The sequence below is a fragment of the Candidatus Atelocyanobacterium thalassa isolate ALOHA genome (assembly GCF_000025125.1).
GTDB lineage: Bacteria > Cyanobacteriota > Cyanobacteriia > Cyanobacteriales > Microcystaceae > Atelocyanobacterium > Atelocyanobacterium thalassae.
This window is the reverse complement of the sequence record NC_013771.1, coordinates 383,179-406,288: the sequence shown is the minus strand read 5'-3', so window position 1 is coordinate 406,288 and position 23,110 is coordinate 383,179. Positions and strand designations below refer to the sequence as shown.

Annotated in this window: 13 protein-coding genes and 1 tRNA gene; 5 read left to right on the top strand and 9 right to left on the bottom strand. The window is 31.6% G+C overall.

Annotated elements, in window-relative coordinates:
• Positions 1-191 precede the first annotated feature (191 nt).
• The 4 genes from UCYN_RS01725 to glmS all read right to left on the bottom strand — a co-directional run bounded on the left by UCYN_RS01725 (position 192) and on the right by glmS (position 12,454).
• A complete protein-coding gene (locus UCYN_RS01725) occupies positions 192-4,190 on the bottom strand; it encodes a magnesium chelatase subunit H (RefSeq protein WP_012953772.1) in 3,999 nt (1,332 codons plus the stop codon).
• A gap of 446 nt (positions 4,191-4,636) precedes the next feature.
• The gene (gene gltB / locus UCYN_RS01720) at positions 4,637-9,253 is read right to left on the bottom strand and encodes a glutamate synthase large subunit (RefSeq protein WP_049765568.1); all 4,617 of its coding nucleotides are present in this window, start codon (positions 9,251-9,253) and stop codon (positions 4,637-4,639) included.
• Positions 9,254-9,572: 319 nt separating this feature from the next.
• Positions 9,573-10,304 carry a ribonuclease III gene (rnc, locus tag UCYN_RS01715; protein ID WP_012953770.1) on the bottom strand — a complete coding sequence of 244 codons (732 nt, stop codon included), beginning with the start codon at positions 10,302-10,304 and terminating at the stop codon, positions 9,573-9,575.
• A 263-nt stretch (positions 10,305-10,567) separates the two neighbouring features.
• Positions 10,568-12,454 (bottom strand): glutamine--fructose-6-phosphate transaminase (isomerizing), encoded by a 1,887-nt coding sequence (glmS, locus tag UCYN_RS01710; RefSeq protein WP_012953769.1) that lies wholly within the window; start codon positions 12,452-12,454, stop codon positions 10,568-10,570.
• 573 nt (positions 12,455-13,027) lie between these two features.
• Between glmS and cobO the strand changes: the two genes are divergently transcribed.
• The 3 genes from cobO to UCYN_RS01695 all read left to right on the top strand — a co-directional run bounded on the left by cobO (position 13,028) and on the right by UCYN_RS01695 (position 14,219).
• Entirely contained in the window at positions 13,028-13,645 is a 618-nt protein-coding gene (gene cobO / locus UCYN_RS01705) for a cob(I)yrinic acid a,c-diamide adenosyltransferase (protein ID WP_012953768.1), read from the top strand.
• A 60-nt stretch (positions 13,646-13,705) separates the two neighbouring features.
• Positions 13,706-14,068, top strand: a complete 363-nt coding sequence (gene rplS / locus UCYN_RS01700; protein WP_012953767.1) for a 50S ribosomal protein L19 — start codon at positions 13,706-13,708, stop codon at positions 14,066-14,068.
• Positions 14,069-14,146: 78 nt separating this feature from the next.
• Positions 14,147-14,219 (top strand) — tRNA-Trp (locus tag UCYN_RS01695).
• A 71-nt stretch (positions 14,220-14,290) separates the two neighbouring features.
• Here the strand turns inward: UCYN_RS01695 and UCYN_RS01690 are convergent.
• From UCYN_RS01690 to UCYN_RS01670, 5 genes are all read right to left on the bottom strand, one after another.
• Positions 14,291-15,478: a glycosyltransferase gene (locus UCYN_RS01690; protein WP_012953766.1), complete on the bottom strand. Its 1,188-nt coding sequence runs from the start codon at positions 15,476-15,478 to the stop codon at positions 14,291-14,293.
• Between the two features lie 33 nt (positions 15,479-15,511).
• The gene (locus UCYN_RS01685) at positions 15,512-16,297 is read right to left on the bottom strand and encodes an ABC transporter permease (protein ID WP_012953765.1); all 786 of its coding nucleotides are present in this window, start codon (positions 16,295-16,297) and stop codon (positions 15,512-15,514) included.
• Between the two features lie 123 nt (positions 16,298-16,420).
• Positions 16,421-17,518 carry a tetratricopeptide repeat protein gene (locus UCYN_RS01680; protein WP_012953764.1) on the bottom strand — a complete coding sequence of 366 codons (1,098 nt, stop codon included), beginning with the start codon at positions 17,516-17,518 and terminating at the stop codon, positions 16,421-16,423.
• Between the two features lie 403 nt (positions 17,519-17,921).
• On the bottom strand, positions 17,922-19,760 hold the full coding sequence (locus tag UCYN_RS01675; protein WP_012953763.1) for a dipeptide ABC transporter ATP-binding protein: 1,839 nt from the start codon (positions 19,758-19,760) through the stop codon (positions 17,922-17,924).
• A gap of 245 nt (positions 19,761-20,005) precedes the next feature.
• Complete coding sequence (locus tag UCYN_RS01670; RefSeq protein ID WP_012953762.1) at positions 20,006-21,064, bottom strand: glycosyltransferase family 4 protein; 1,059 nt, start codon at positions 21,062-21,064, stop codon at positions 20,006-20,008.
• Positions 21,065-21,338: 274 nt separating this feature from the next.
• Here UCYN_RS01670 and UCYN_RS01665 point away from each other — a divergent pair, with 274 nt between their 5' ends.
• Both UCYN_RS01665 and plsY read left to right on the top strand, forming a co-directional pair.
• The gene (locus UCYN_RS01665) at positions 21,339-22,418 is read left to right on the top strand and encodes a DUF3086 domain-containing protein (RefSeq protein ID WP_012953761.1); all 1,080 of its coding nucleotides are present in this window, start codon (positions 21,339-21,341) and stop codon (positions 22,416-22,418) included.
• Positions 22,419-22,475: 57 nt separating this feature from the next.
• The gene (plsY, locus tag UCYN_RS01660) at positions 22,476-23,108 is read left to right on the top strand and encodes a glycerol-3-phosphate 1-O-acyltransferase PlsY (RefSeq protein ID WP_012953760.1); all 633 of its coding nucleotides are present in this window, start codon (positions 22,476-22,478) and stop codon (positions 23,106-23,108) included.
• The last annotated feature ends 2 nt before the right edge of the window (positions 23,109-23,110 follow it).

The window sequence follows — 23,110 nt, the reverse complement described above, 5'->3', positions numbered from 1 at the left end:
ATTTCACTCTCCACAATTAATAATAGAATATATCGGTAGGCAAAAAGTTATTAAAATTTTTGGACATAATAATTAAGATTTAAATTTATGTATGCTTAATTAGTATGTTTAGCTTTATTTGCAGTCATAGAATAAATAGTAAAATCTCTCTTATTATTTGTAATGGTTCATAATTTAAAGTTTATACACTTTTAATCTATTCCTTCTATTCTGTCTTCAGCCTGCTGATACAGTTCTTGTAATCGTTCTAGATTACTATCGGATGTTTCCCAGTAACCTCTACCATTAACTTCTAATAGAGTACTAACCATTTTACGGAAAGAATTAGGATTTAAATCCATTAAACGCTTACACATTTCTTCATCTTCAATAAAAGTAGTATTTGCATCTTCATATACCCAATTATCTACCGCATTAGCGGTAGCAGACCATCCCATAGTATTTACCAAACGTTTTGAAATCTCTCTAACTCCTTCATAACCATGAGATAACATTCCTTCATACCATTTTGGATTTAATAGTTTAGTGCGTGTATCCAATCGAACAGTTTCAGAGAGAGTACGTACCTGTGCATTTGCAGTTGTTGTATCAGCTATGTAAGCCGCAGGTTGCTTGCCATCTTCCCGTAGGCTAGCTACGATTTTTGTTGGATCAGAATCAAAATAATGAGAAACGTCTGTTAAACTAACTTCTGAAGAATCCAGATTTTGAAAGGTTGCATTCGCTGTTTTTAAAGCAGATTCAAATATCTTTCTATTATCTTTCATAATACCAGGATTATTTGAGTCAAAAGAAAAACTTTTCCTGTTTAAATACATATTGTGTAATTCTTTTTCTTCTTCCCAGCTACTATTTTCTATCGCTAAATTAACATTGGAGGAATAAGAACCAGAAGCATTTGAAAAAATGCGAGTTGCTGCTTCTCTAACATCAATATTCATTTCTGATGCTTGTTCCAGTGCATGTTTACGCACATAATTCATTTCTGAAGGTTCATCAGCTTCTGCTGCCATTTTAACAGCTTTATCTAATAGATTCATTTGGTTAATAAAAAGATCACGAAATACGCCGGAACAGGTCACCACAACATCAATACGAGGTCTTGCTAATTCTTCAAGAGGTATCAGTTCTAACTTATTAATTCTTCCTAGAGCATCTGGAAGAGGCTTGACTCCTACCATCCACATAATCTGAGCTAGAGATTCTCCATATGTTTTAATATTATCGGTTCCCCACAGAACACATGCAATAGTTTCTGGATATTGATCTCCATTATCGATTTTTTGTCGCTTAAGAAGAGAATCTACTACTATTTTTGCAGATTTTATTGCAGCTAACGTAGGAATGGATTGAGGGTCTAATGCATGGATATTTTTACCCGTAGGTAAAACATCCGGATTACGAACAATATCACCACCTGGTCCAGGTAAAACATACTCTCCTTCTAAACCTTTAAGCAATGCTTCTAATTCATGGCTTTCGCAAAGCTTTTTCAAACAGGATTCAAGATATTCAAAAAGAACTTTTAAAGAACTTCTATTGACTTTAGAATACCCTAAGTTTTCTAAAGTACTTACCCAAGGGGCTTTCTGGGTAATTTTCAGAATATCTATTTTTGAGATGAAGTCCACTCGACCTTCTTGATTTGTAGTTGCTTCAACCATTGAAGCTACAGCTTTCCTAGTTGCCAATGTAATTTTTTGCAATAACTCGACATCTTCTAATTTACCAATATCATTATTGTAATATATATCTTTAATGTCTCTTTCTATGCTTGTGGCAATGAGGCTTGGTAAAGATATTATATCTTCTTCCTCTCTATCTAGTGATGCGATATTGACTAATGTCGCTACTACCTCTTCGCCTGTTGGAGGTTTGCCAATAACATGAAGACCACATGGTAATAGTCTAGACTCAATTTCCATGAGCTTACTATAAACGATACCAATAATATTATCCATTTCTTCCGAAGTCATTTCCTTTGCATCAGTTTCAGGTAACTTAATATCTTTATCTAAGTTCACTAATCGACACTGGTCCATCACTGTATTAACTATCTGAATTCCGCGACTGGTAGCTTTTAAAGTTTGATATGATCCTATTAATTCATTTAATTCTTTTAAGCCTTTATATAGACCTGCATTCTCAGCTGGAGGAGTTAGATATGAGATAGTTTCTGCATAGCTACGACGTTTTGCAATAGTAGCTTCCGAAGGATTATTCGCCGCATAGTAATACAGGTTAGGAATATTACCAATTAAAGTATCAGGATAACAATTGCTAGACATTCCCATTTGTTTTCCTGGCATGAACTCTAAAGATCCATGAGTACCAAAGTGTAAAACTGCGTCTGCCTGCCAAACTTGATTTAAATATGTATAGTATGCTGCAAATCCATGATGAGGACTAGCAGATTTTGAAAATAATAAGCGCATAGGGTCGCCTTCATAGCCAAAAGTAGGTTGCACACCAATAAAGACATTCCCAAAATGCTTACCGTATATAAGCAAACTTTGGCCATCACTATTAAGATTTCCAGGTGGAGTTCCCCAATTTTCTTCTAAGCGCGTAGAATAAGGTGTTAATTTTTCATATTCTTCAACAGACATTCGATAAGCTACATTTAATTCAGGAGAAGCGTATTGAGCTTGTGCATCCTGAATAATATTATCCATCAAAGCTTTTGGTGAACTTGGTAATTCTGATAAATTATAACCTTTATCCTTTAGGGCTTTAAGTACTTCATAAATAGAACTAAATACATCTAAGTATGCTGCCGATCCAATATTGCCCTTATCTGGTGGAAAACTGAAAATAGTAATAGCTATTTTTTTCGCTTCTCTCTTTTTTTTCCTAAGATTAGCCCATTTTACGGCGCGTTTTGCCACTGTCTCAATACGATCTTGAAGTGCTATCGAGCGTCCAGTATTACCATCTCTACCTGATAATATTATAGGTTCGATAGCTCCATCTAGTTCAGGTATTGCTATCTGTAAAGCAACCTGAATTGGATGTAATCCTAAGTCACTATCTTCCCATTCCTCAGTAGTTTGAAAAACCAATGGTAATACGCACATATAAGGACAGTTCAAAGATTTTAATGCATCTATCGCTTTGGGGTGATCTTGCCTTGCTGGCCCACCTACTAAAGCAAATCCTGTTAAGGAAACAATAGTATCGACTATAGGAGCTTTTACTCTATCACTACTATCGATAGATGTGTTCCAAAAATATGCCTCAATAGGTTTAGAGAAATCTAATCCACCTGCAAATATAGGAATAACTCTTACCCCCATAGATTCTAATTCTTGAATCATAGCGACATAATGAGCATCATCTTTCGTAACTAGATGAGTCCTTTGTAATACTAGCCCTATACATGGTGTTGTATCTCTTTTAAGATCATCTGAAATATCTGTGCGCGAACTATACCATTGAAGATAAGAATTAATATCTTCAAACATTTTTAATGATAAAGGATGCCAAATTCCTATATCAGGATAAACGAGAGGATCTTTATAAGTAACTACTTCATCCTTAAAAAGATCAGGAAAAGAGTATTTATGAGCTAGCATAACCAGAAAATTCTCTAAATTTTCTGAGGATCCCCCTAGCCAATATTGGAAGCTTAGCATAAAGCTTCGAGCGTCCTGGGCTTTCTCTACTGGAAGATATTTTAATACTTGAGGTAATGTACGTAATAACTTTAACATCGCATCCTGAAAACCTGTTCCAGAATTTTGCTGCCGCTTACGCATAAATTGAGAAATCATACTTTTAGATTGCCCCAATTGATTCATTGAGAAGCTTCCCAATTTATTTAAACGCATTACTTGCGGCATTGACGGGAAAACTACTATAGCATCTAACTTTTCACGATAAGGCGAAACTGCTTCAACAACTTTATCAGCCAAGTCTTCAATAAAAATCAAAGAAGCAATAAACAAGTTTGCTTTTTCTATATCTTGTTGAAATTGTTTATAGTTTTCTGGATCTCGAAGTTCTTCTATTAAATATCCACTAATTTCAATTGCTATTTTAGAATTATTATTATTAATGTTTTTAACTGCTGCGGAAAGGGAACTTTGATATTGTGGTTCTAATACAACATAGACTACTTTGAGCAAAGAACGATCATTTAATGTCTCTGGAATAATATGACGAATGGTTGACTTGACGTGAGTGAACATATGCGACACAACTCCTGGTTTTTATAAAAATCTCATTTACAAAAGTCAAATATCTGACTGGAATAATTGCTCTTAAATGTAGTAGCTTATCTATAATTTTGATCACGAGCAAAAATCTTTTATGACTATTATTCGTACCTTACTTAATTATATAAATGTTTAACATCTGTATTTTAACAATGGCTACTTTGATTACTTCATTTATTCTTTGAATTATATCCTATAAAAATTGTTTCCCCGAGAATGTAAAGAAACGCAACATTCTTAAATTATATGATATGTAACTTCATATGATCTTGGTGATTATTAATCAAAATTTTTAAATTTGATAATCCATTATTGAAGATACAGAATTTTAGAGCAGTATAATTTTGTTTAAAAAGTATATTTAAGCTATGTATATTAGATAATAAAAGGTCTCTCAAAATAGTCATGTTTATTTTAGATCAGTGAAAATCAGAAAAGTTTTGGTTAGTTTCAGGAATATTAGATTCAGAAGGTGGAAAAACTTGCCAAAACCTATACACATATTTTATCCAATTGTCGAGAATATATTTAGCTTTTTGACTATTTGTTCTGTCAAAATGAAACTGAATCAATTTTTTTAATTGTACTTTTCCTTCCTGAGTACAAATTCTTTGTATATTTACACTATCAGAATTAATTTTTTCAGGAAATTTATCATCTTCATCAAGAAAATAACCAAGGCCTCCTGTCATACCTGCTCCAACATTACGACCAACTGAACCTAAAACTACTATTACCCCACCTGTCATGTACTCACAACAATGGTCTCCAGCTCCTTCTATAATTGCCTTCCCTTGAGAATTTCGAACGCCAAACCTTTCTCCAGCACGACCGTTGACTGATAGAATTCCTCCAGTAGCTCCATAAAGACAGGTATTTCCAATAATAATATTGTCTTCTGCTTTAAATTTTGACTTTTTACTAGGAATTATTATGATTTCTCCACCATTCATACTTTTACCTACATAATCATTAGCTTCTCCTTCTAGGTACATAAACATACCAGATAAGTTAAAGGCAGCAAAACTTTGTCCGGCCGATCCTGTAAATTTAAGCTCAAGCTTTCCAGAAAAACCTTTATTTCCATATCTTTTGGCTAATAATCCTGCTATATAACCTCCAGTAGTACGATCAACATTAGAGATATTAATATTTTTGACAATATTTTTGTGATTATCAATAGCAGATATAAATTCAAAATCATTAAGCAATTGTTTATCTAATGTTGAATTACTTTCTTTTCTTTTTTGATGATTGAGCCAAGTACGATTTTCTTTTGTATTAGGGAGATTAAGAATACATCCTAAATCAATTGATTGAGTTTTACTTAAGCAACTATCGGGACGCATTCTTAAGAGATCAGAACGTCCAATAATTTCTTGTAATGATTGATAACCTATTTTGGCAAGTACAGAACGAATCTCCTCAGCAATAAAATAAAAGAAATTAACAACATTCGCAGGAATTCCATTAAACCTTTTTCGTAATTTCTCTTGCTGTGTTGCAACTCCAACAGGACAATTGTTTGTATGGCAAATACGTGCCATTACACATCCTTCAGCAATCATAGCAATGGAGCCAAATCCAAACTGTTCCGCTCCCATTATTCCTGCCATTACAACGTCCCAGCCTGTTTTAAGACCACCATCAGTACGTAAAATAACTCGATCACGAAGTTTATTTTCTATCAGTGTTCGATGTACTTCAGTAACTCCAAGTTCCCACGGGCATCCTGCATGTTTAATAGAGCTCAATGGTGATGCCCCAGTACCTCCATCATGTCCAGAAATTTGTATTATGTCAGCATTAGCCTTTGCTACTCCTGCTGATATAGTTCCAATGCCAATTTCTGTTACAAGCTTAACGGCAACTTGCGCAGTGGGATTAATTTGGTGGAGATCAAAAATTAGTTGAGCTAAATCTTCAATAGAGTATATATCATGATGAGGAGGAGGAGAAATAAGCGTGACACCAGGTTTTGAGCCTCTTAGCATAGCAATATAAGAACTAGCTTTTTCTCCTGGTAACTGTCCTCCTTCTCCTGGCTTTGCACCTTGAGCCATTTTAATTTCTAGCTGCTGAGCATTCATTAAATATTCTGGTGTTACTCCAAATCTTCCCGACGAGATTTGTTTGATTGCTGAACTTGCAGTATCACCATTAAATAAACCTTTTAAGTGTGGAAATGTTGGAGAATGTCCATTCTCATCTACATCTGACAAAATTTTAAACCGAACAGGATCTTCCCCTCCCTCTCCTGAATTTGACTTACTTCCTAAGCGATTCATGGCAATTGCAAGAGTTTCATGAGCTTCTCTCGATAATGCACCCAAAGACATACCTCCTGTGCAAAATCTTTTTACTATATCTTCTACAGATTCAACCTCAGTAATTGAGATAGAAGAACGATCACTAGCAAACTCAAGTAAATCTCTTAAAACTGTTACAGGACGTTCTTTAAGATACTTTTGATATATTTCGTAGTAGTTATAAGTTTCTTGATTTTGTTCATTATTTTTTAGTTTATGATTACCAACAGCTTTATGGAGAATTTTAGCCATCTTTTGAGAATTCATATGATACTCTCCTCCTGGACGATAATTGATAAAACCAAAATTTTTAAGTTTTTTTTCTGTTAGTTCAGGAAAAGCTTGACTATGAATTCCAATTGTTTCTTGGCCCAGCTCTACTAAATTTAATCCACCGATACGACTAGTAGTTCCTCTAAAAGCTTTATTAATAACATCTAAGTCTAGACCTATAGCCTCAAAAATTTGGGCTCCATGATAAGAAGATAATAAAGAAACTCCCATTTTTGAAAGAATTTTTAACAACCCTATCTCTACTGCATGACGATAATTTCTTAATGCTTCTTGAATCTCAATTGCATTTATTTTACTCTTATTGATTAGTTTCTGAGTTTTAGGAGCTTGCCACCACTGTCTTATAGTTTCTAAAGTAAGGTAAGGACATACTGCTGAAGCTCCATAGCCAAACAAACATGCGTAATGATGCGTACTCCAGCATTGTCCTGTATCAACAATTAAAGACGTTTTTGAACGTAATCCTTGTTTAATTAAATAATGATGAACACTTCCTACTGCTAGCAAAGGTGGAATATAGCTCGTAGTTTCACTTATGCTAGGAGTATTAAAAAAACGATCACTTAATATTATAATCGTAGCTCCTTCCTTCACTACTTGAGCTGCTTTTTTGCACAAGTTATCTAAAGCGACATTAAGTCCATTTGTTCCCAACGTAATATTAAATAGTGTAGATAATTCGCTTATATTAAAATCCGAATGCTTAATTTGATTTAATTCTATTTCATTTAAAATAGGAGTTTTTAACTTTAAAAGCTTAGCATCTATATCTCTAGGTTCTAGAAGATTTCCTTTTTCGCCTAATAACGTCTCTAGAGACATAACCAAACTTTCTCGTAAAGAGTCTATAGGGGGATTAGTTACTTGAGCGAACCTTTGTTTAAAATAATCATAGAGCAGATGATGTTTTTCAGACAATATTGATAAAGGAATATCGTCTCCCATGCAAAAGACAGGTTCTTTACCTTGAATTGCCATAGGGATAACAACCATATCAACATCTTCTGCTGTGTAACCAAAAGCTGTTTGCTGAATTAATAATTGTTCTGAATTTTCTATCAATAAAGTATCAGAAAAACTTTGAGGTGTAATTTCTTTGCGATGTTTTTTCAACCATTCTCTGTAAGGTTCTTTTTCAGCTACACGTTGTTTTATTTCCCAATTTTTTGATATTTTTTTCGTTTTTAAATCTACCGCAATACTTTGCCCAGGACCTAGTTTCCCTTTTTCTATAAAACTTTCTTCGGGCAAATCCACTACACCAGTTTCTGAACTAACAATAATATAATTATCAGTAATCGAGTATCTTGCTGGACGCAATCCATTACGATCTAAACAAGTTCCTACAGCTTTTCCATCACTAAAAACCAGCAGTGCTGGACCATCCCAGGGTTCTTGTAACCCACTATAGTACTCATAAAAATCTATAATTTGTGGATAATTTTTTAAATCAGGTTGATTTTGATAAGCTTCTGGCACTAATATCATCATTGATTTAAGTAAATCATGACCACTTCTTATCAATAATTCAAGAATACTATCCAAATTATAGGAATCACTATTTGCAATGTTAACAATAGGATCTAAAGCACTTAATTCTTGAGATGTCCAATTTTGTATTTTAAGAATTTTCTCTCTAGCAGATATTGAATTAATATTACCAGTTAAAGTATTAATTTCACCATTATGTCCTAACAAACGCATTGGTTGTGCCAGAGGCCATTTAGGCATAGTGTTGGTACTGAAGCGTCTATGAAATAAAACAAATTGACTAATAAATCTTAGATCTTTTAAATCTTTATAAAACTTTCCAAGAACTGAACTACGTACCATTCCCTTATATACGATAGTACGGCAACTAAAGGAACAAATATAAAAATCATCTTCTAGTAATTTGCCCAAATATGAACGTGCAATATATAGTTTTTTTTCCAGTTCATCCCCTGATATTTCATCTGAAGATGTAACCATTATTTGTTCAATATGAGGTTGGTTTTCTCTTGCCTGGATACCCAGAACAGTAGGATTGACAGGAACTTTGCGCCAACCCAATATAATTAAACCAGAAGCTTTAATTACGGTATTAACATGTAAACGCTTAATTCTCTGCTGGTAAGGATCTTGAGGCAGGAAAACCATACCTACCCCTAATTTTTCTCTGGGAGGCATAGTAACTTTATTTTCAACAAACCAAGTTTTTAATAAAATATAGGGAATCTCAACCATAATACCTGCGCCATCGCCTGAATCATTATCTGCATTACAGCCACCCCGATGTTCCATCCTTTCCAGTGCGATCAAAGCTTTTTGAATTAGCTGATGGGAACCCTGCTTTTTGATATCTGCAATGAATCCCACTCCACAAGAATCCCTACTCTCAACAGTAGAAGGTGGTCCCATATAGGTTGTATTAGATTTACTCCTGAAATTCATATTACTATTTATTTTTATTGTATTAATGTGTCAAACTAATCCATGTAGATATTTTAGAAAATTAAAGATAAATTATTTGATTTAATTATGATGTTATTAAACTAACTTTAAAATTAGTTCAAGGATTCACTTCATAAATATATTTCTTTTTAAGCAAGATTTAATAGTGTACTCTTACTAAGATTTCATTTAGTTGCAATTAGATACCTTGACCAATTCAAATCAAAGTAACTATTTAATATTATTTTATTCTGGAAAAATATCAATTGGAAGAAATAACTTCTTTACTTTTATTAATGTAAATCTCGTTCTATGCTAATCAATGTTTATATTTATAATTCCCTTTATGAATATAGGAAAAAAAGGCATTCTTAGCAGCAGCTTGCTCTGCCACTTTTTTCGAACAGCCATAACCAGAACCTAAATTATTATTTTTTACCCAAACTTCTGCAAAAAATCTTTGATGATGATTTTCACTTCCTTGATGCTGAACAACTTGATATTTTGGTAGTAATTTATATTGACTTTGACTCCATTCTTGTAACGCATCTTTATAGTTTTGACGTGCAGGATCAGCTCTTATCTCAGCTGCCTTTGTAATAAGCAAGGGATCTAACCAAGGACGTATTAAACTCATATTCTGCCTATTAAGATACAGTGCTCCTAACAATGCTTCAAAAGTGTCTGCTAGCCAAGATACCCTGCCAATTTTATCTTTAGCAACACTTTCTGCCATCAGAAGATAACGTTCTAATCCATATACTTCAGCAAATTCTGCTAAAGTATTATCGCTAACTAGTATGGATCTTATGGCAGCGAATTCTCCCACAAGCTCATTAGGATAATTTTCTAATAATATTTCTGCAGCTACTAATCTTATAACTGAATCTCCTACAAATTCTAGTTGTTGATAATTATCTTTTTGGGAGAATGTAGGATGAGTTAATGCTAAATTAAGTATTTCCCAATCAACATTTTCAACACTAGATAATCCTAGTTTTTGTATGCAATTTTTTAACTGCTTTTCACGTCTAATATCTAAAAAACTCATTGTTTATCAATATTTATGTAATGTAATACTACCTGAGCAGATTTTAATTAAAAGATTAACTATTTTAATTTTATCGGTACTCTAATTTTAATTTTATCGGTACTCTATTAGTTTCAATAAACTAATAGTTTTAAAACATAGTTATATATTTTCTATCTAAGGTAATTATGATGATAATATCGAGTAATTTTCTTAGTTTTTACTTTTTGTAAAAGACTAAAAGCATAGCTATGAAATATATATAATATTAATAGCTATTGATATCACTCAACAGTTACAGATTTAGCCAAATTTCGAGGTTGATCGACATCTAAACCGCGTTTGGCTGCGATATGATATGCCAATAATTGTAAAGGAATTACTGATATGATAGGCGATAATATTTCATCTATTTCAGGTACAAATAATAAATCATTAAATATAGTTCTAGACTCTGCATTATCAATGGATGTAACACCTATTAGATGTGCATCTCTTGCCCTTGCTTCTTGAGCGTTGGATAAAACTTTTTCATGTGCGACTCCAGGCATCGTAATTGCTACGACAGGAACTTTAGCATCTAATAAAGCTATAGGCCCATGCTTCATTTCTCCTGCTGGGTAGCCTTCAGCATGTATGTAACTAATTTCTTTTAATTTTAAAGCTCCTTCTAAAGCAATCGGGAAATTTATTCCTCGACCCAGAAAGATAAAATCTTGGGTATCACAAAAATTGTGAGATAATTCCTGAATTTGTTCTCCTTGTTTTTCTAAAATTATTTCGATTTGATTAGGTAATTTTCTTAAGCCCTTAATAAGTATTTCAATTTTTTCTAAACTTAATGTTTTACGACGATAGGCTAATTCTAATGCTAAGAAATAAAAACCCATTAGCTGAGCTACAAAGCTTTTAGTTGCTGCCACTCCAATTTCAACACCAGCATGGGTATTGATTATACAGTCAACCATGTGGGTTAAAGTACTTTCAGGACGATTAGTAATACCTAAGATTTTTGCATTATAGGGAAATTCTAATCCCATTCTACGTTGTTTCTCCATCTCTAACGCAGCTAGAGTATCAGCTGTCTCACCTGATTGTGTTACTCCAATAGTTAAGGTATTTGCTAGCATAGGAGATGGAAAGTAACGGAACTCTGATGCATACTGCACCATCGTCGGAATTCCTGCTAATTGCTCTAATAAATGTTTTCCAACTAAACTTGCATTCCAGCTAGTACCACAAGCTACAATCTGTATATAGTCAACGTCACTACATAATTCAGCAGCAGCACCTAATGTAATAGGGCTTCTTGCTTCAATACTATCTATGCTCCAGCTAGAATCTAAATAATTTTCTAAACAACTTCTTACAACAGAAGGTTGTTCATAAATTTCTTTAAGCATGAAATGTCGAAAACCTTGTTTTTCTACTGTCCCAAGATTCCAGTCAAGAGTACGAGGTAACTTCTTGAGACGCTGTAGTTCAAAATTATAAACTTCGACACCAAGAGGTGTAAGACGAGCAATTTCACCATTCTCCAGAGATAATACCGTATTAGTATGAGGAACAACTGCTGTTACATCAGATGCACATACAAACTCTCCTTGCCCAAAACCAATAATCAAAGGAGCTTGATTTCTCGCTACTATAATTTCATCAGGAAAATCTGCGCAAATAACGGCAATTGCAAAAGATCCATTTAGACAACTAATGGCTTTTTTAACTGCTTCTAACAAGCCATTATAACCCGTGTCTTTAGACATATGCTTAGCTATCAAATGAGGTATTACTTCAGTATCAGTTTCTGACGTAAATGTATAACCATCATCTATTAACTGTTCTCGTAATTCTTGATGATTTTCGATAATACCATTCTGTACCACAGCTATTTGCTTTTTATTATTAATATGAGGATGGGCATTATATTCTTCTGGTTTTCCATGTGTAGCCCAACGAGTATGGCCAATACCAACTTTAGAAAAGTTACTTTCTCTCTCTATCTTTTCTCGCAGGTTGTACAATTTACCTTTAGCTTTAGTACAAAACATGTTGCCTTCAAAAACTGTTGCAATCCCTGCTGAATCATAACCTCGATACTCTAGTCTTTCTAATCCACCGATTAAAATTTCTGATGCTGTTTGTGTACCAATATATCCAATAATTCCACACATATTTTTTGTATATTTATAACTAATTAACTATCAATGATTGTATCTAAAATAACTAGTTGAATTTTTTAGTTAACCTTCGATATTTTATTACTATGTACCGAGAAAAACCATCCAACTTTTTTGCTGATTATTAAGAAATAATGAAATCTAACATACAGAAGTATAAAGATTTTATCTTTTTAAGAATAATTTTTATAAAGAACTCAGTAAGATTAACTCAATATAACTATGCAATATTTTTTAAAATCATAAATTTATTTCTCCCTGATAAAGTTAATTATTGGAGACAATATATTTATTTGATTTTAGCAATAGCATCTTAATACGAAATAAAAAAGTTTTATTAAATAATGTGTAAATCTTCATATTTATAAAAAAATCATAAAATCAATGATCCCACTATAAAAAACTTCTTTAACAAAGTTTTTGTTTTGGAAAAAGAAACCAAACTTTTATGATAAATCATGCTTTTTTAAAATAACTCATTAATAGAATTGGAACTTAGATGATAAAGTATCACGTTTATAGGTTAGGCTGTGATAAATAAACCTAATTTTTTAGAGGATTGTTTACATGATAAGTGAAAAAAAACTTTCTACGGAACAGTATCAACAAAAAATGGAACAACGTAAAAAAATTCAGGAACAACGTCTCGTTGAAGCCTCAAAGAAGAAAGGATTAATTATCATTAATACAGGCCATGGTAAAGGCAAAACTACTGCTGCTTTAGGTATGGTATTACGTTCTTTAGGGCATGGATTCCAAGTAGCTATTATTCAATTTGTCAAAGGGGCCTGGGAACCCGCAGAAAAGAGTATATTTAAAAGTTTTGGAAAACAAATTGAGTTCTATGCTATGGGAGAAGGATTTACATGGGAAACTCAAGATAGAGAAAGAGATATTTTTAAAGCCAAAGAAGCATGGGAAAAAAGCTTATCCTATATAAATAATTCAGACTACCAATTAATACTTCTTGATGAAATAAATATTGCTCTAAAGTTAGGTTACTTAGAATCATCAGTTGTTATCAAAGCTCTTAAGAACAAGCCTAAAAACACTCATGTTATTCTAACTGGAAGAAATGCACTCCCTGAAATAATTGAAATTGCTGATATGGTAACAGAAATGAATTTAATAAAACATCCTTTTAAAGAGCAAAAAATTAAAGCCCAAGCAGGAATTGAATTTTAATATATTGATTTTAAAGAAGAAATAAATTACCATAGTATTTTGTAAGTTTTTATTAAAACTATGAATGCCCAAGAAATTATTAAAAATATAGAATCCAAATACTTAAAGAGTGATCTTCCTGAGATTAACGTTGGTGATTCTATTCGTGTGAGTGTGCGTATCTCAGAAGGGGGAAAAGAACGAGTTCAGCCTTATGAAGGGGTAGTTATAGCAATGCGAAATGGTGGTATTAATGAAACTATCACTGTTCGTAAAACCTTTCAAGGAGTTGGAGTAGAGAGAGTTTTCCTACTTCATTCCCCACGTATTGCAAATATTAAAATTGTTAGCCGAGGAAGAGTTCGTCGGGCTAAGCTTTACTATCTGCGTGATCGTGTAGGAAAAGCTACTAGAATTCGTCAACGTTTTGACCGTCCTATTTAATCTTTAAAAATAGTGCACATAGCTAAACTACGCTATAATAAAAGAGTATAGAAGATTTTTAACTATGGCACAAACCGTGCGCTCTTAGTTCAGTTGGTAGAACGCAGGTCTCCAAAACCTGATGTCGGGGGTTCAAGTCCTCCAGGGCGTGTATTTTTTATCTTATTTAAGTCTATTAGTATTAACTTTAGACATATATCCTTAAAGGACGATTATTAATTTTTAGCTATAAGTTCTACCCTTCCATTTTCCACCTTTTCCTTTCCAATACTTTAGAGCCGAATCAAAAGTCATTGCGGCATATAAAGAAGTCGTAAATGGTAAGCTCAAAGCCCATAAAGGTGAGCATTTATATAATAGAACAGTTGGAAAATAAGCAAGAGTCATTAAAAACCAGTTAATTGCTCCAAGAGCTATTAGTGTTTTGTCATAAACTACTGTTCCGTATATAAAACTAATGGGTCCTATTAAATATATGAAAACCAGACCTATTAAAGTTCCTATTAACATAAGCGGAGAATGCTTTAATTGAGTATAAGCAGTTCTTGCCACCATGTTCCATATAGGTTCTAACCTATCATACGAACGTAGACTAACCGTTTTCTCGCTTAGTCCTAACCAAATTCCTTGATCGGCATATTGTTTATTATCTTTCAATTTTTTCTTAACAAAAGTCGCTAAAGAACAATCATCAATTAAAGTTTCTTTGAGCACTTCAAGACCACCAATTTCTTCTAAAATAAAACGACTAATTAGTATACAGCCTCCAGCTGCTGCTGCGGTTTTTTTATAATAGTTATTAACCCAAGAAAAGGGATAAAGTTTTTTGAAGAAAAATATAAATGCAGGAATTAATAGTTTTTCCCATAGACTCTTACATTCTAGCTTCACCATTAAAGAAACTAAAGCTAAATTCTCTTTTTTTGCTTTAGTAACAAGTTCTTTTAAATTATTTGTGTGATGTTTAATATCTGCATCAGTAAAAAGAAAATAATCTGGTTTGTTTTTTAGGTGGTTAGCTTTATCAATTCCTTGTTTCATTGCCCATAATTTTCCTGACCATTTATTTGCAAGAGGTATTCCAGAAATAATCTCCAAATCATGAGAATTATCATAACTTTCTATACTTTGTTTAGCGATATCCTTTGTGTTATCAGTACTTTGATCATCAACTAAAATAATAGAAAAATTCCCCGGATAATTTTGTTTCAAAAGAGACTTTAAGCTAGTAGCAATAACTGCAGCCTCATTTCGAGCAGGTACTATGGCACAAACAGAAGGATAGTCATCAAGACAATCGAAACTTCGAGAAATTTTTTCATTATTTAGCCAAAATTTGCCTCTAAATAATAATAAATATATCCATGCAATTATAGAAAGACAAACAATTAAAATAATAATATTGTGCATAATTAAGTTCTTTAAGAATTTTTATATAAAAATTTAAACTATCAGTTGTGCGTTTTTATTAAAACACTTCCTGTAGATTCCTTCTGTCACTAAGATAGAAGTTAATATATTCGTTAAAACAATCATAAAAAGAATTAAGATCTGATAAGAAGAGGCATTAAAAGGATCAGAACCTCCTAAGATTTGTCCAGTAAACATCCCAGGTAAGCTTACAACCCCTACTACCATCATCTGGTTTAAAATAGGAATCAAACTGATACGTATGGATTCATATTTATAATTGATGATTGCTTGTCTAGGACTGGCTCCGAGACATAAATATGTTTCTATTTCACGATGATTTTGTCTAATACTCCTAATAAGATGTTGACCAGATAAAGCTGCACTATTCATAGCATTTCCAAGGATCATTCCAGTAAAAGGAATAAGATATCGAGGAGAATACCAGACTTTAAGATGAACAATTAAAGAAAAAACATAACTTAGAGTAAACAAGCTACTGACCAGCAAAGAACCTAAAATCATAAAAAAAAAGCTTTTTCCATTATGATCAATACGTTCTTGAGTAGCTTTTGTAGCAATTAACAGCATTACTCCAAGAATAATTACTATAGGTATAGGATGATTTAAATCAAAAATAGTAGAAACTAAATATCCTAAAGCTAGTAACTGAAGAAAAGATCTTCCTGTAGCAAGCAGTAATTGTTTTTCCAATCCTAATTTTTGCCAATTTGATAAAGCTATAGCAACAGCCATTATACCGAAAGACCAGCCTAAATCAACAAAGTTTAATTCTATCGCGTCACTTGTTTCATACATGAATTCGTACAGCAGAAAAATAATATTAATTCTTTCGATACCATTTTATGTTACAAAAAATATTTGATTCTTGTCTTTGTTTAATATTATTTTGACAAATGATGCATATTAATAACTCTAATATTAAAGGTTACTAAGTTTTTTCAATAGTTCGTTAGTTTTTTGTATACCATTTGTATTGTCATACTTTTGATACAGATGAAGAGCTTGTTTCAAAGCTTTTTCTGCTTCTTTAATTTTTTTTCTTTCTTTAAAAGTAATACCTAGATAATAATAAGGAAGAGGACTCTGTGGAATAATACTAATCAGATCTGTATAAGTAATAGTTGCTCTTAAAAAATCTTTTTGTGCCATTTGAATACGTCCAATTCCCATATGAGCTTCTGAAGATTGTTTGTTAAAATAAGAAATTCGTTTATAAATTTTTAAAGCTTCTTCTAAATTATTTTGGATTTCTAATATACCGGCAATTTTTAACTGAATTTTTAAATTTTTAGGATCAATTTTTTCTGCTATTCTAAGCTCTTCTTTCCCAGAAAAAATTTGACCTTGTTGCAATAGAGCAGTAGCTAATAACATCCTTAATTCAGTATCACGTGGAAATTGCTTAACTGCACTTTTCAAATATTTAATGGCTTGTTTAAATTCTTTTTGCTGTAATAACGAGGCTCCCATAATAGAAAATATATTAGGATTATTTGGTTCTAAAGTCATAACCCTTCTATACGCTTCAGCAGCTCCATCATAATCTTCTTTTCGTAGAAGTACAACGCCTAATCCGATATAACTCTTAACAGACTTAGGATTAAGCTGTACAGCATAGTAGTATGCTGTAGCTGCATTATCGTTATCTCCAATATTAGCTAAACTATGACCTAAAGCATAATAAAAATCTACATTACTTAAATCAATAGAAAGAGCTTTTCTATAGTATTGAGCAGCAGCTTGAAAATTATTCTGTTGTGTATATAGATAAGCAATTCCAGAATATATTCTTGCATTATTTTTGTCTAAAGTTGATGCTTCTTTATAAATATCAATTGCTCTCTGATAATCTTTATTTTCGGCGTACTTTCGTCCTTGACGTAATAAATTGTCAAGTTTTTTTTCAGAAGAATATCGAGATATAACGAAATCTGGAGTTGATAGACCAAGAGCAATAGTCTCAGAAAAATTAAAAAATAAAGAAACTATACAAAAAAATATAATTTTATTTAACATATTTTTTAAAAAAATTTATTGTGGGGAAAGTATTTTGATATGAAACTACTTTAAATATTTTACTTAAAAATTAATTAGATTTGTTAAATCTAATTTGAATAGTTTTTTAAATTTATAAACTCTAGAAAAATTATGTTATATATAAAATTCTATTATAGATCAGATACTGATAATATGAATTAGATTGGCATTATTAAAAAATACAATGAAGTGAAATATTAAGTTAACTTTTTCGAAAACATTTTAATTAACAATTTTCAATAATTTTAACAAGACAATCTTCAGCTTACCTTCTTTGAATTAAAAGAAATATTCAACCTAATATTGTTCCATTAGTAATATAGTCCTTATTTTTCTTTTCTTAATAATAAAAATAATTTTATTATGTAAACAGTAAAGTTAATTATTTATTTTTAGAAAATTGTGGAACTGAATCAAGAAGTTCTTTTGTGTATTTTATTTTAGGTGTATTAACTATTTCTTCTGCTGTTCCCAACTCAATAATTTCACCTTTTCTCATTACCATAATTCTATCACTCATAAATCTTGTAACACTTAAATCGTGAGAAATAAAGATGCAAGTTAATTTAAATTTTTGTTGTATTTCTTTTAGTAGATTTAAGATTTGTGCCTGTACGGAGACATCTAAAGCCGATACTGATTCATCACAGATAATAAAACGAGGATTCAATGCTAATGCTCTTGCAATACATATTCTCTGTCTTTGACCACCTGAAAACTCATGAGGGTAGCGTTCAAAACTTGTCTCTTCCAAGCCAACTAATTTTAGTAGTGTTTCAACAATTTCTTTTCTTTTAGTATATTTTTTTTCTGTCTTGTGAATAATCATTGGCTCCATAATTGTTTGTCCGATAGTTAAGCGAGGATTTAAAGAATTATAAGGATTTTGAAAAATAATTTGTATATCTTTTCTTAATTTCCGTAAAAAATTACTATTATCCGGAAATTTTAATATTTCATATTTATCAAATAGAATACTTCCTTGCTTCGCCTCAAGTAACTTTAAAATTGTTTTTGATAAAGTTGATTTTCCACATCCAGATTCACCAACCAAGCCTAAAGTTTCACCTGTATATACTTCAAAAGTTATATTGTTAAGTATGGTAGCTTTATTAAGCTCAACAGTTAAATTTTTTACTGATAGTAAAACTTTTTTATCAATAACATCTTTTTCTCTATCTTGAATTTCTTTGTTTGAAATTATTCTATCAATTAATTTTTTTTGTTTAAAGAGATCGACTGTTTGCTTATCGCTAGAGAAATTTGAAATTATAGGTAACCTGTCTATTTTGTTTTTCAAAGGAGGAAGACAAGCAATCAACCCCTTAGTATAGTCATGTTTAGGGTGGTAAAGAATTTGATCCTTTTCCCCTCTCTCTACTATTTTTCCTCTATACATAACCAGGATTTTATCAGCAACTTCATTAATAACACCTAAATCATGGGAGATAAAAATCATAGATATATTATTTTGTTTACATAAACCTAACAATAATTTCAGAATAGTTTTTTGAACAGTAACATCAAGAGCTGTTGTAGGTTCGTCAGCAATTAAAATATCTGGTTTGCAGGAAATAGCCATAGCAATCATAACTCTCTGAAGTTGGCCTCCCGAGAGTTCATGCGGATAACGTTGCAAAAAAGTTTCTTTTTGCTTTTTTATATATGATTGAATTTGTCTATGTTCTAAATTATTTTTTGATTTAAATCTTAATTTTTTTGTCTTTATCTTCTCTGAAAAATACTTTTTCTCTAATGTAATATCATCTTCTAAGACTTTTACAGATTGTAACAACTCAACAGCCTTTTTTTTAGCTTCTTTTTTGTTTAGAGTTTGGTGAAGTTCGATGACTTCAAGCAGCTGGTAACCGATTGTGTATAAAGGATTAAAGGAACTCATGGGTTCTTGAAAAATCATAGCAATTTTTTTGCCACGATATTGAGTCCATTCCTTAGAATTTAATTTGGTTGTTTCAATATATTCTTGTTGTGTTAAGTAGTACCTTATTTGACTATCTAAGGCAATTTTCCCAGATCTTTGAAGTAGACCCATAATGGCTAAAGAAGTAACAGATTTACCTGAGCCAGACTCTCCAACAATACCTAGTATATCTCCTCGTTTCAACTGAAAACTGATACCATCTACAGCAATTTTATTTAGTTCCCTATTGATGTAAAACTCAACACGAAGATTAGAAACATCAAGAATAACATTGCTCATAGTTATATATTTTCAAAGCCATGGAGGAAATTTAACTTACTCTTTTTAACTTAACAAAAAATTAGTAGTTATATTAGTTTATCGTAATAACTTTTTTTAAATTAAATTCAATATCACTACTAAAACAAATCTTGAACTCAATAATAAAAAAAGAATTAACTATCTACTACTATTACAATAACTATATTTTACAGATTTTAAAGCTATTAAGTAAATAATATTTAAATGTTAGTTTTAGGTCTTATTTATTTTTTCAACATTAGCATCCATTCTTCAAAGCGATCACCTAAAACTTTTAGAGAATAGTTGATTTCTACATAATCACGACATTTTTTCCTATCAATTTTTTCTATATTCTTAATGGCATGAACTAATTCACTAATATTGTCGGGAGTTACTAAAAAACCTGTTTCTTCATTTTTCACCAACCCTGCTGGACCACCTCGTTTATAAGCGATAACAGGAACTCCACAAGCTAGAGATTCAATAATGATGTTACCAAACGCTTCTATCCATTTTGGTGTCACTAGTATAGCTTTACTTACTCTTATTTTTTCTTGAAGTTTACTTGTATCAAAAAATCCTTCATATTGAAAATCAACGTCTGAGTATTTAGTTTGAATATTATTCCAATAGTCAATATCTTGGATTTTCCCAAAAATTTTTAGTTTTACGTTAGCGGTTTTTGCCGCTAGAATGGCATCCTCCAAACCTTTCTCAGGAGAGATACGACCAATCCAAGAAAAACTGTTACTTGGGTTATCACAAAATTTGTATAGAGGTACATCTATGCCATTACCTAAAATATAGAAATTCTTTAAGAAAGGAAATGTTTTTGCTTGCTCTTGAGTATGTACACCAATAGTATAAGGAAAAGATATATCTACTTGGCGAATCATATCATCAATAGCCTCTGTCATTGATCCCATACTAATTAAATGAGCAATAGTACATTTAAAAAAAGGAGTTAAATATAGTGGAAGCCAATCAAAAGCAAAATTAACTATCAAATCGTAATTATCTTCTACTTTTTTTGCAGAATTCCACATATTTGCTAAAACTGAATTTCGCGGAAAAATAATAGGGGTATCTCTCTTAGAACTCTGGATCATTTCTTGCCAAATACCTGGTATTTCTTGACAAGTAATGTAAGGCAAGCTGGATTGTTGGGGCGCAATAATTTTCACTTGATGTCCCCTTTTATTCATTTCTTTAGCAAGGTTGTATAAAGTTAATTCGACACCTCCGCCTATACCTGAACCTAAGGGACCTACAGGAGTCGATAAAAATAAAAGTCTAAGCATTAAATAATAATGTGATAAGTAGAAATAGTTTTAGTAAAGAAAAGTGTTTTTATGATCTGATATTGTTATAACTTAATAAAAATTATTTATATTTTCAACTCACTAATGTTCGATATGATGTTTTCTTAATGCAATTTTTATTAGATTCAACTACTAATTAAGTTCTAGATAAGTTCTTATACAACGATAGCTATTTTTATTCAAAGTAAGTTATCCTAGCTCTAATTCTTAACTTTATATAAATACTTAGATCTTAAAAAATAAATTTATATCTATGGAATCTAATTTTTCACAGTCTCTTGATAAGAGCATAAATAAAAAAATATTACATAATGTTTCTGACAATTCTTCTCATACATGTGAAAAAAAACAATTTTGCAGCATAACCAATTCTGAACTTTCTAAAAATATTTTTGATTTAGAAAATCAAATTAAGAAATTAATCGAACAATTGAAAGTTTTAAAACACGAGAGATCTCTTGCTATTGCTAAAAATGAAGATATAGTGAATGATCTTTCAGCGAAACAAATATTACAAGAAATAGTTCAAGAAGGATTAAAAGAGCTTAAAGAACAAAAACAAATATTAATAATTTCAATCAAAAAGCTAGAACGTCGTAGAAACAAGATTCGCGAGGAAATGAGAACCAATTTCGCTGGGGTTTCTGAAGATTTGGCAATTAGAGTACAGGAGTTTAAAAAATACTTAGTAGGTAGTCTGCAGGATTTGACAGAGACTGCTGAACAATTAAAATTGTCAAAAAAAGAAAATCCAATAAACACTTTTCAGAATACTGAAATACTTCCTCAAAAAAATACCTTGAAAAACCATTTCACAACACAAAGGTTCATAAAACAGCATTTACAGATTGAGAGAGCTATAAAAAATTATCAAACAGAGCCTAATTATTACGGTGCACCATGGCAACTGCGTCGAACATTTGAGATGATGCATGCTGAGAAAGTTAAACAATGGTTCTTTTTGAGAGGTGGAAAAGGAGCAATTAACTCTACAGGAAACCGTTTACACGATATGCTAGTAGCATCAGCAATAGTTTCTATACTGAATGAACTTTATGGTAATGATAATAAAATTCTGGTTTTAGCCAGTACGCCAGAAAGGCTAGGAGAGTGGAGGCGTGGATTACAGGAATCATTAGGTATTTCTCGCAGTGACTTTGGTCCGGATAAAAGAATTACATTATTTGAATCTTCCGAAGTTTTGGCTCAGAGAGCTAAAAAATTGATCCATGATAAATTCTTACCACTTATCATTATTGATGAAGCAGAAGAGCAAGTTAATCTTCTTTTACTTCAATTTCCACTATATTTTGCTTTTATTAATTATTCATAACAGCTAGATACTTATTTCCAAATTTAAATTTTGTTCTTTTATATTAATTACTAACTTATGACTCTGTTAATTACAATATTCATATTCTTACTTTGTTACATTTGTGGCTCTTTCCCTACAGGCTACATAGCAGGATTATACTTAAAGAAGATTGATATTCGTAATTATGGTTCAGGGTCTACAGGAGCAACCAATATATTAAGAAATGTTGGTAAAAAAGCAGCCATTGTAGTTTTGGTATTAGATATATTAAAAGCTATGACAGGAGTCCTGATAACAAAACTTATAATTTCTAATATTACGTCAGATATTCTTAATCCGACATGGAACCCTTGGTTAGAAATTTTAGGGGGAAGTTCCGTTATACTTGGCCATAGTAAATCTATATTCCTAAATTTTACTGGTGGTAAGTCTGTAGCTTCGAGTTTAGGAGTTTTATTAATTCTAAATCCTATAGTTGCTTTGGGCACATTAATAAGTTTTTTAATTACATTACTTATATCTCGTATTGTTTCAATAAGTTCTATTGTAGGTGTTTTAATAGCTAATTTATTAACTATTAGATCCAATGAACCTTTACCTTATTGTTTATTTATGATGAGTATAGGAATATATGTAATTTATCGACATCGAGAGAATATAGTACGCCTTTCAAAAGGTACAGAACCTAAAATTGGTAAAAAATCATAAGA

Bases quoted from the DNA above. Each gene is read 5' to 3' on its own strand.
- rplS (WP_012953767.1), top strand. From the start codon at position 13,706: ATGAATGCCCAAGAAATTATTAAAAATATAGAATCCAAATACTTAAAG.
- UCYN_RS01665 (WP_012953761.1), top strand. From the start codon at position 21,339: ATGGAATCTAATTTTTCACAGTCTCTTGATAAGAGCATAAATAAAAAA.
- UCYN_RS01680 (WP_012953764.1), bottom strand. From the start codon at position 17,518: ATGTTAAATAAAATTATATTTTTTTGTATAGTTTCTTTATTTTTTAAT.
- UCYN_RS01725 (WP_012953772.1), bottom strand. From the start codon at position 4,190: ATGTTCACTCACGTCAAGTCAACCATTCGTCATATTATTCCAGAGACA.
- UCYN_RS01670 (WP_012953762.1), bottom strand. From the start codon at position 21,064: ATGCTTAGACTTTTATTTTTATCGACTCCTGTAGGTCCCTTAGGTTCA.
- UCYN_RS01690 (WP_012953766.1), bottom strand. From the start codon at position 15,478: ATGCACAATATTATTATTTTAATTGTTTGTCTTTCTATAATTGCATGG.
- UCYN_RS01675 (WP_012953763.1), bottom strand. From the start codon at position 19,760: ATGAGCAATGTTATTCTTGATGTTTCTAATCTTCGTGTTGAGTTTTAC.
- glmS (WP_012953769.1), bottom strand. From the start codon at position 12,454: ATGTGTGGAATTATTGGATATATTGGTACACAAACAGCATCAGAAATT.
- gltB (WP_049765568.1), bottom strand. From the start codon at position 9,253: ATGAATTTCAGGAGTAAATCTAATACAACCTATATGGGACCACCTTCT.
- UCYN_RS01685 (WP_012953765.1), bottom strand. From the start codon at position 16,297: ATGTATGAAACAAGTGACGCGATAGAATTAAACTTTGTTGATTTAGGC.
- cobO (WP_012953768.1), top strand. From the start codon at position 13,028: ATGATAAGTGAAAAAAAACTTTCTACGGAACAGTATCAACAAAAAATG.
- rnc (WP_012953770.1), bottom strand. From the start codon at position 10,304: ATGAGTTTTTTAGATATTAGACGTGAAAAGCAGTTAAAAAATTGCATA.
- plsY (WP_012953760.1), top strand. From the start codon at position 22,476: ATGACTCTGTTAATTACAATATTCATATTCTTACTTTGTTACATTTGT.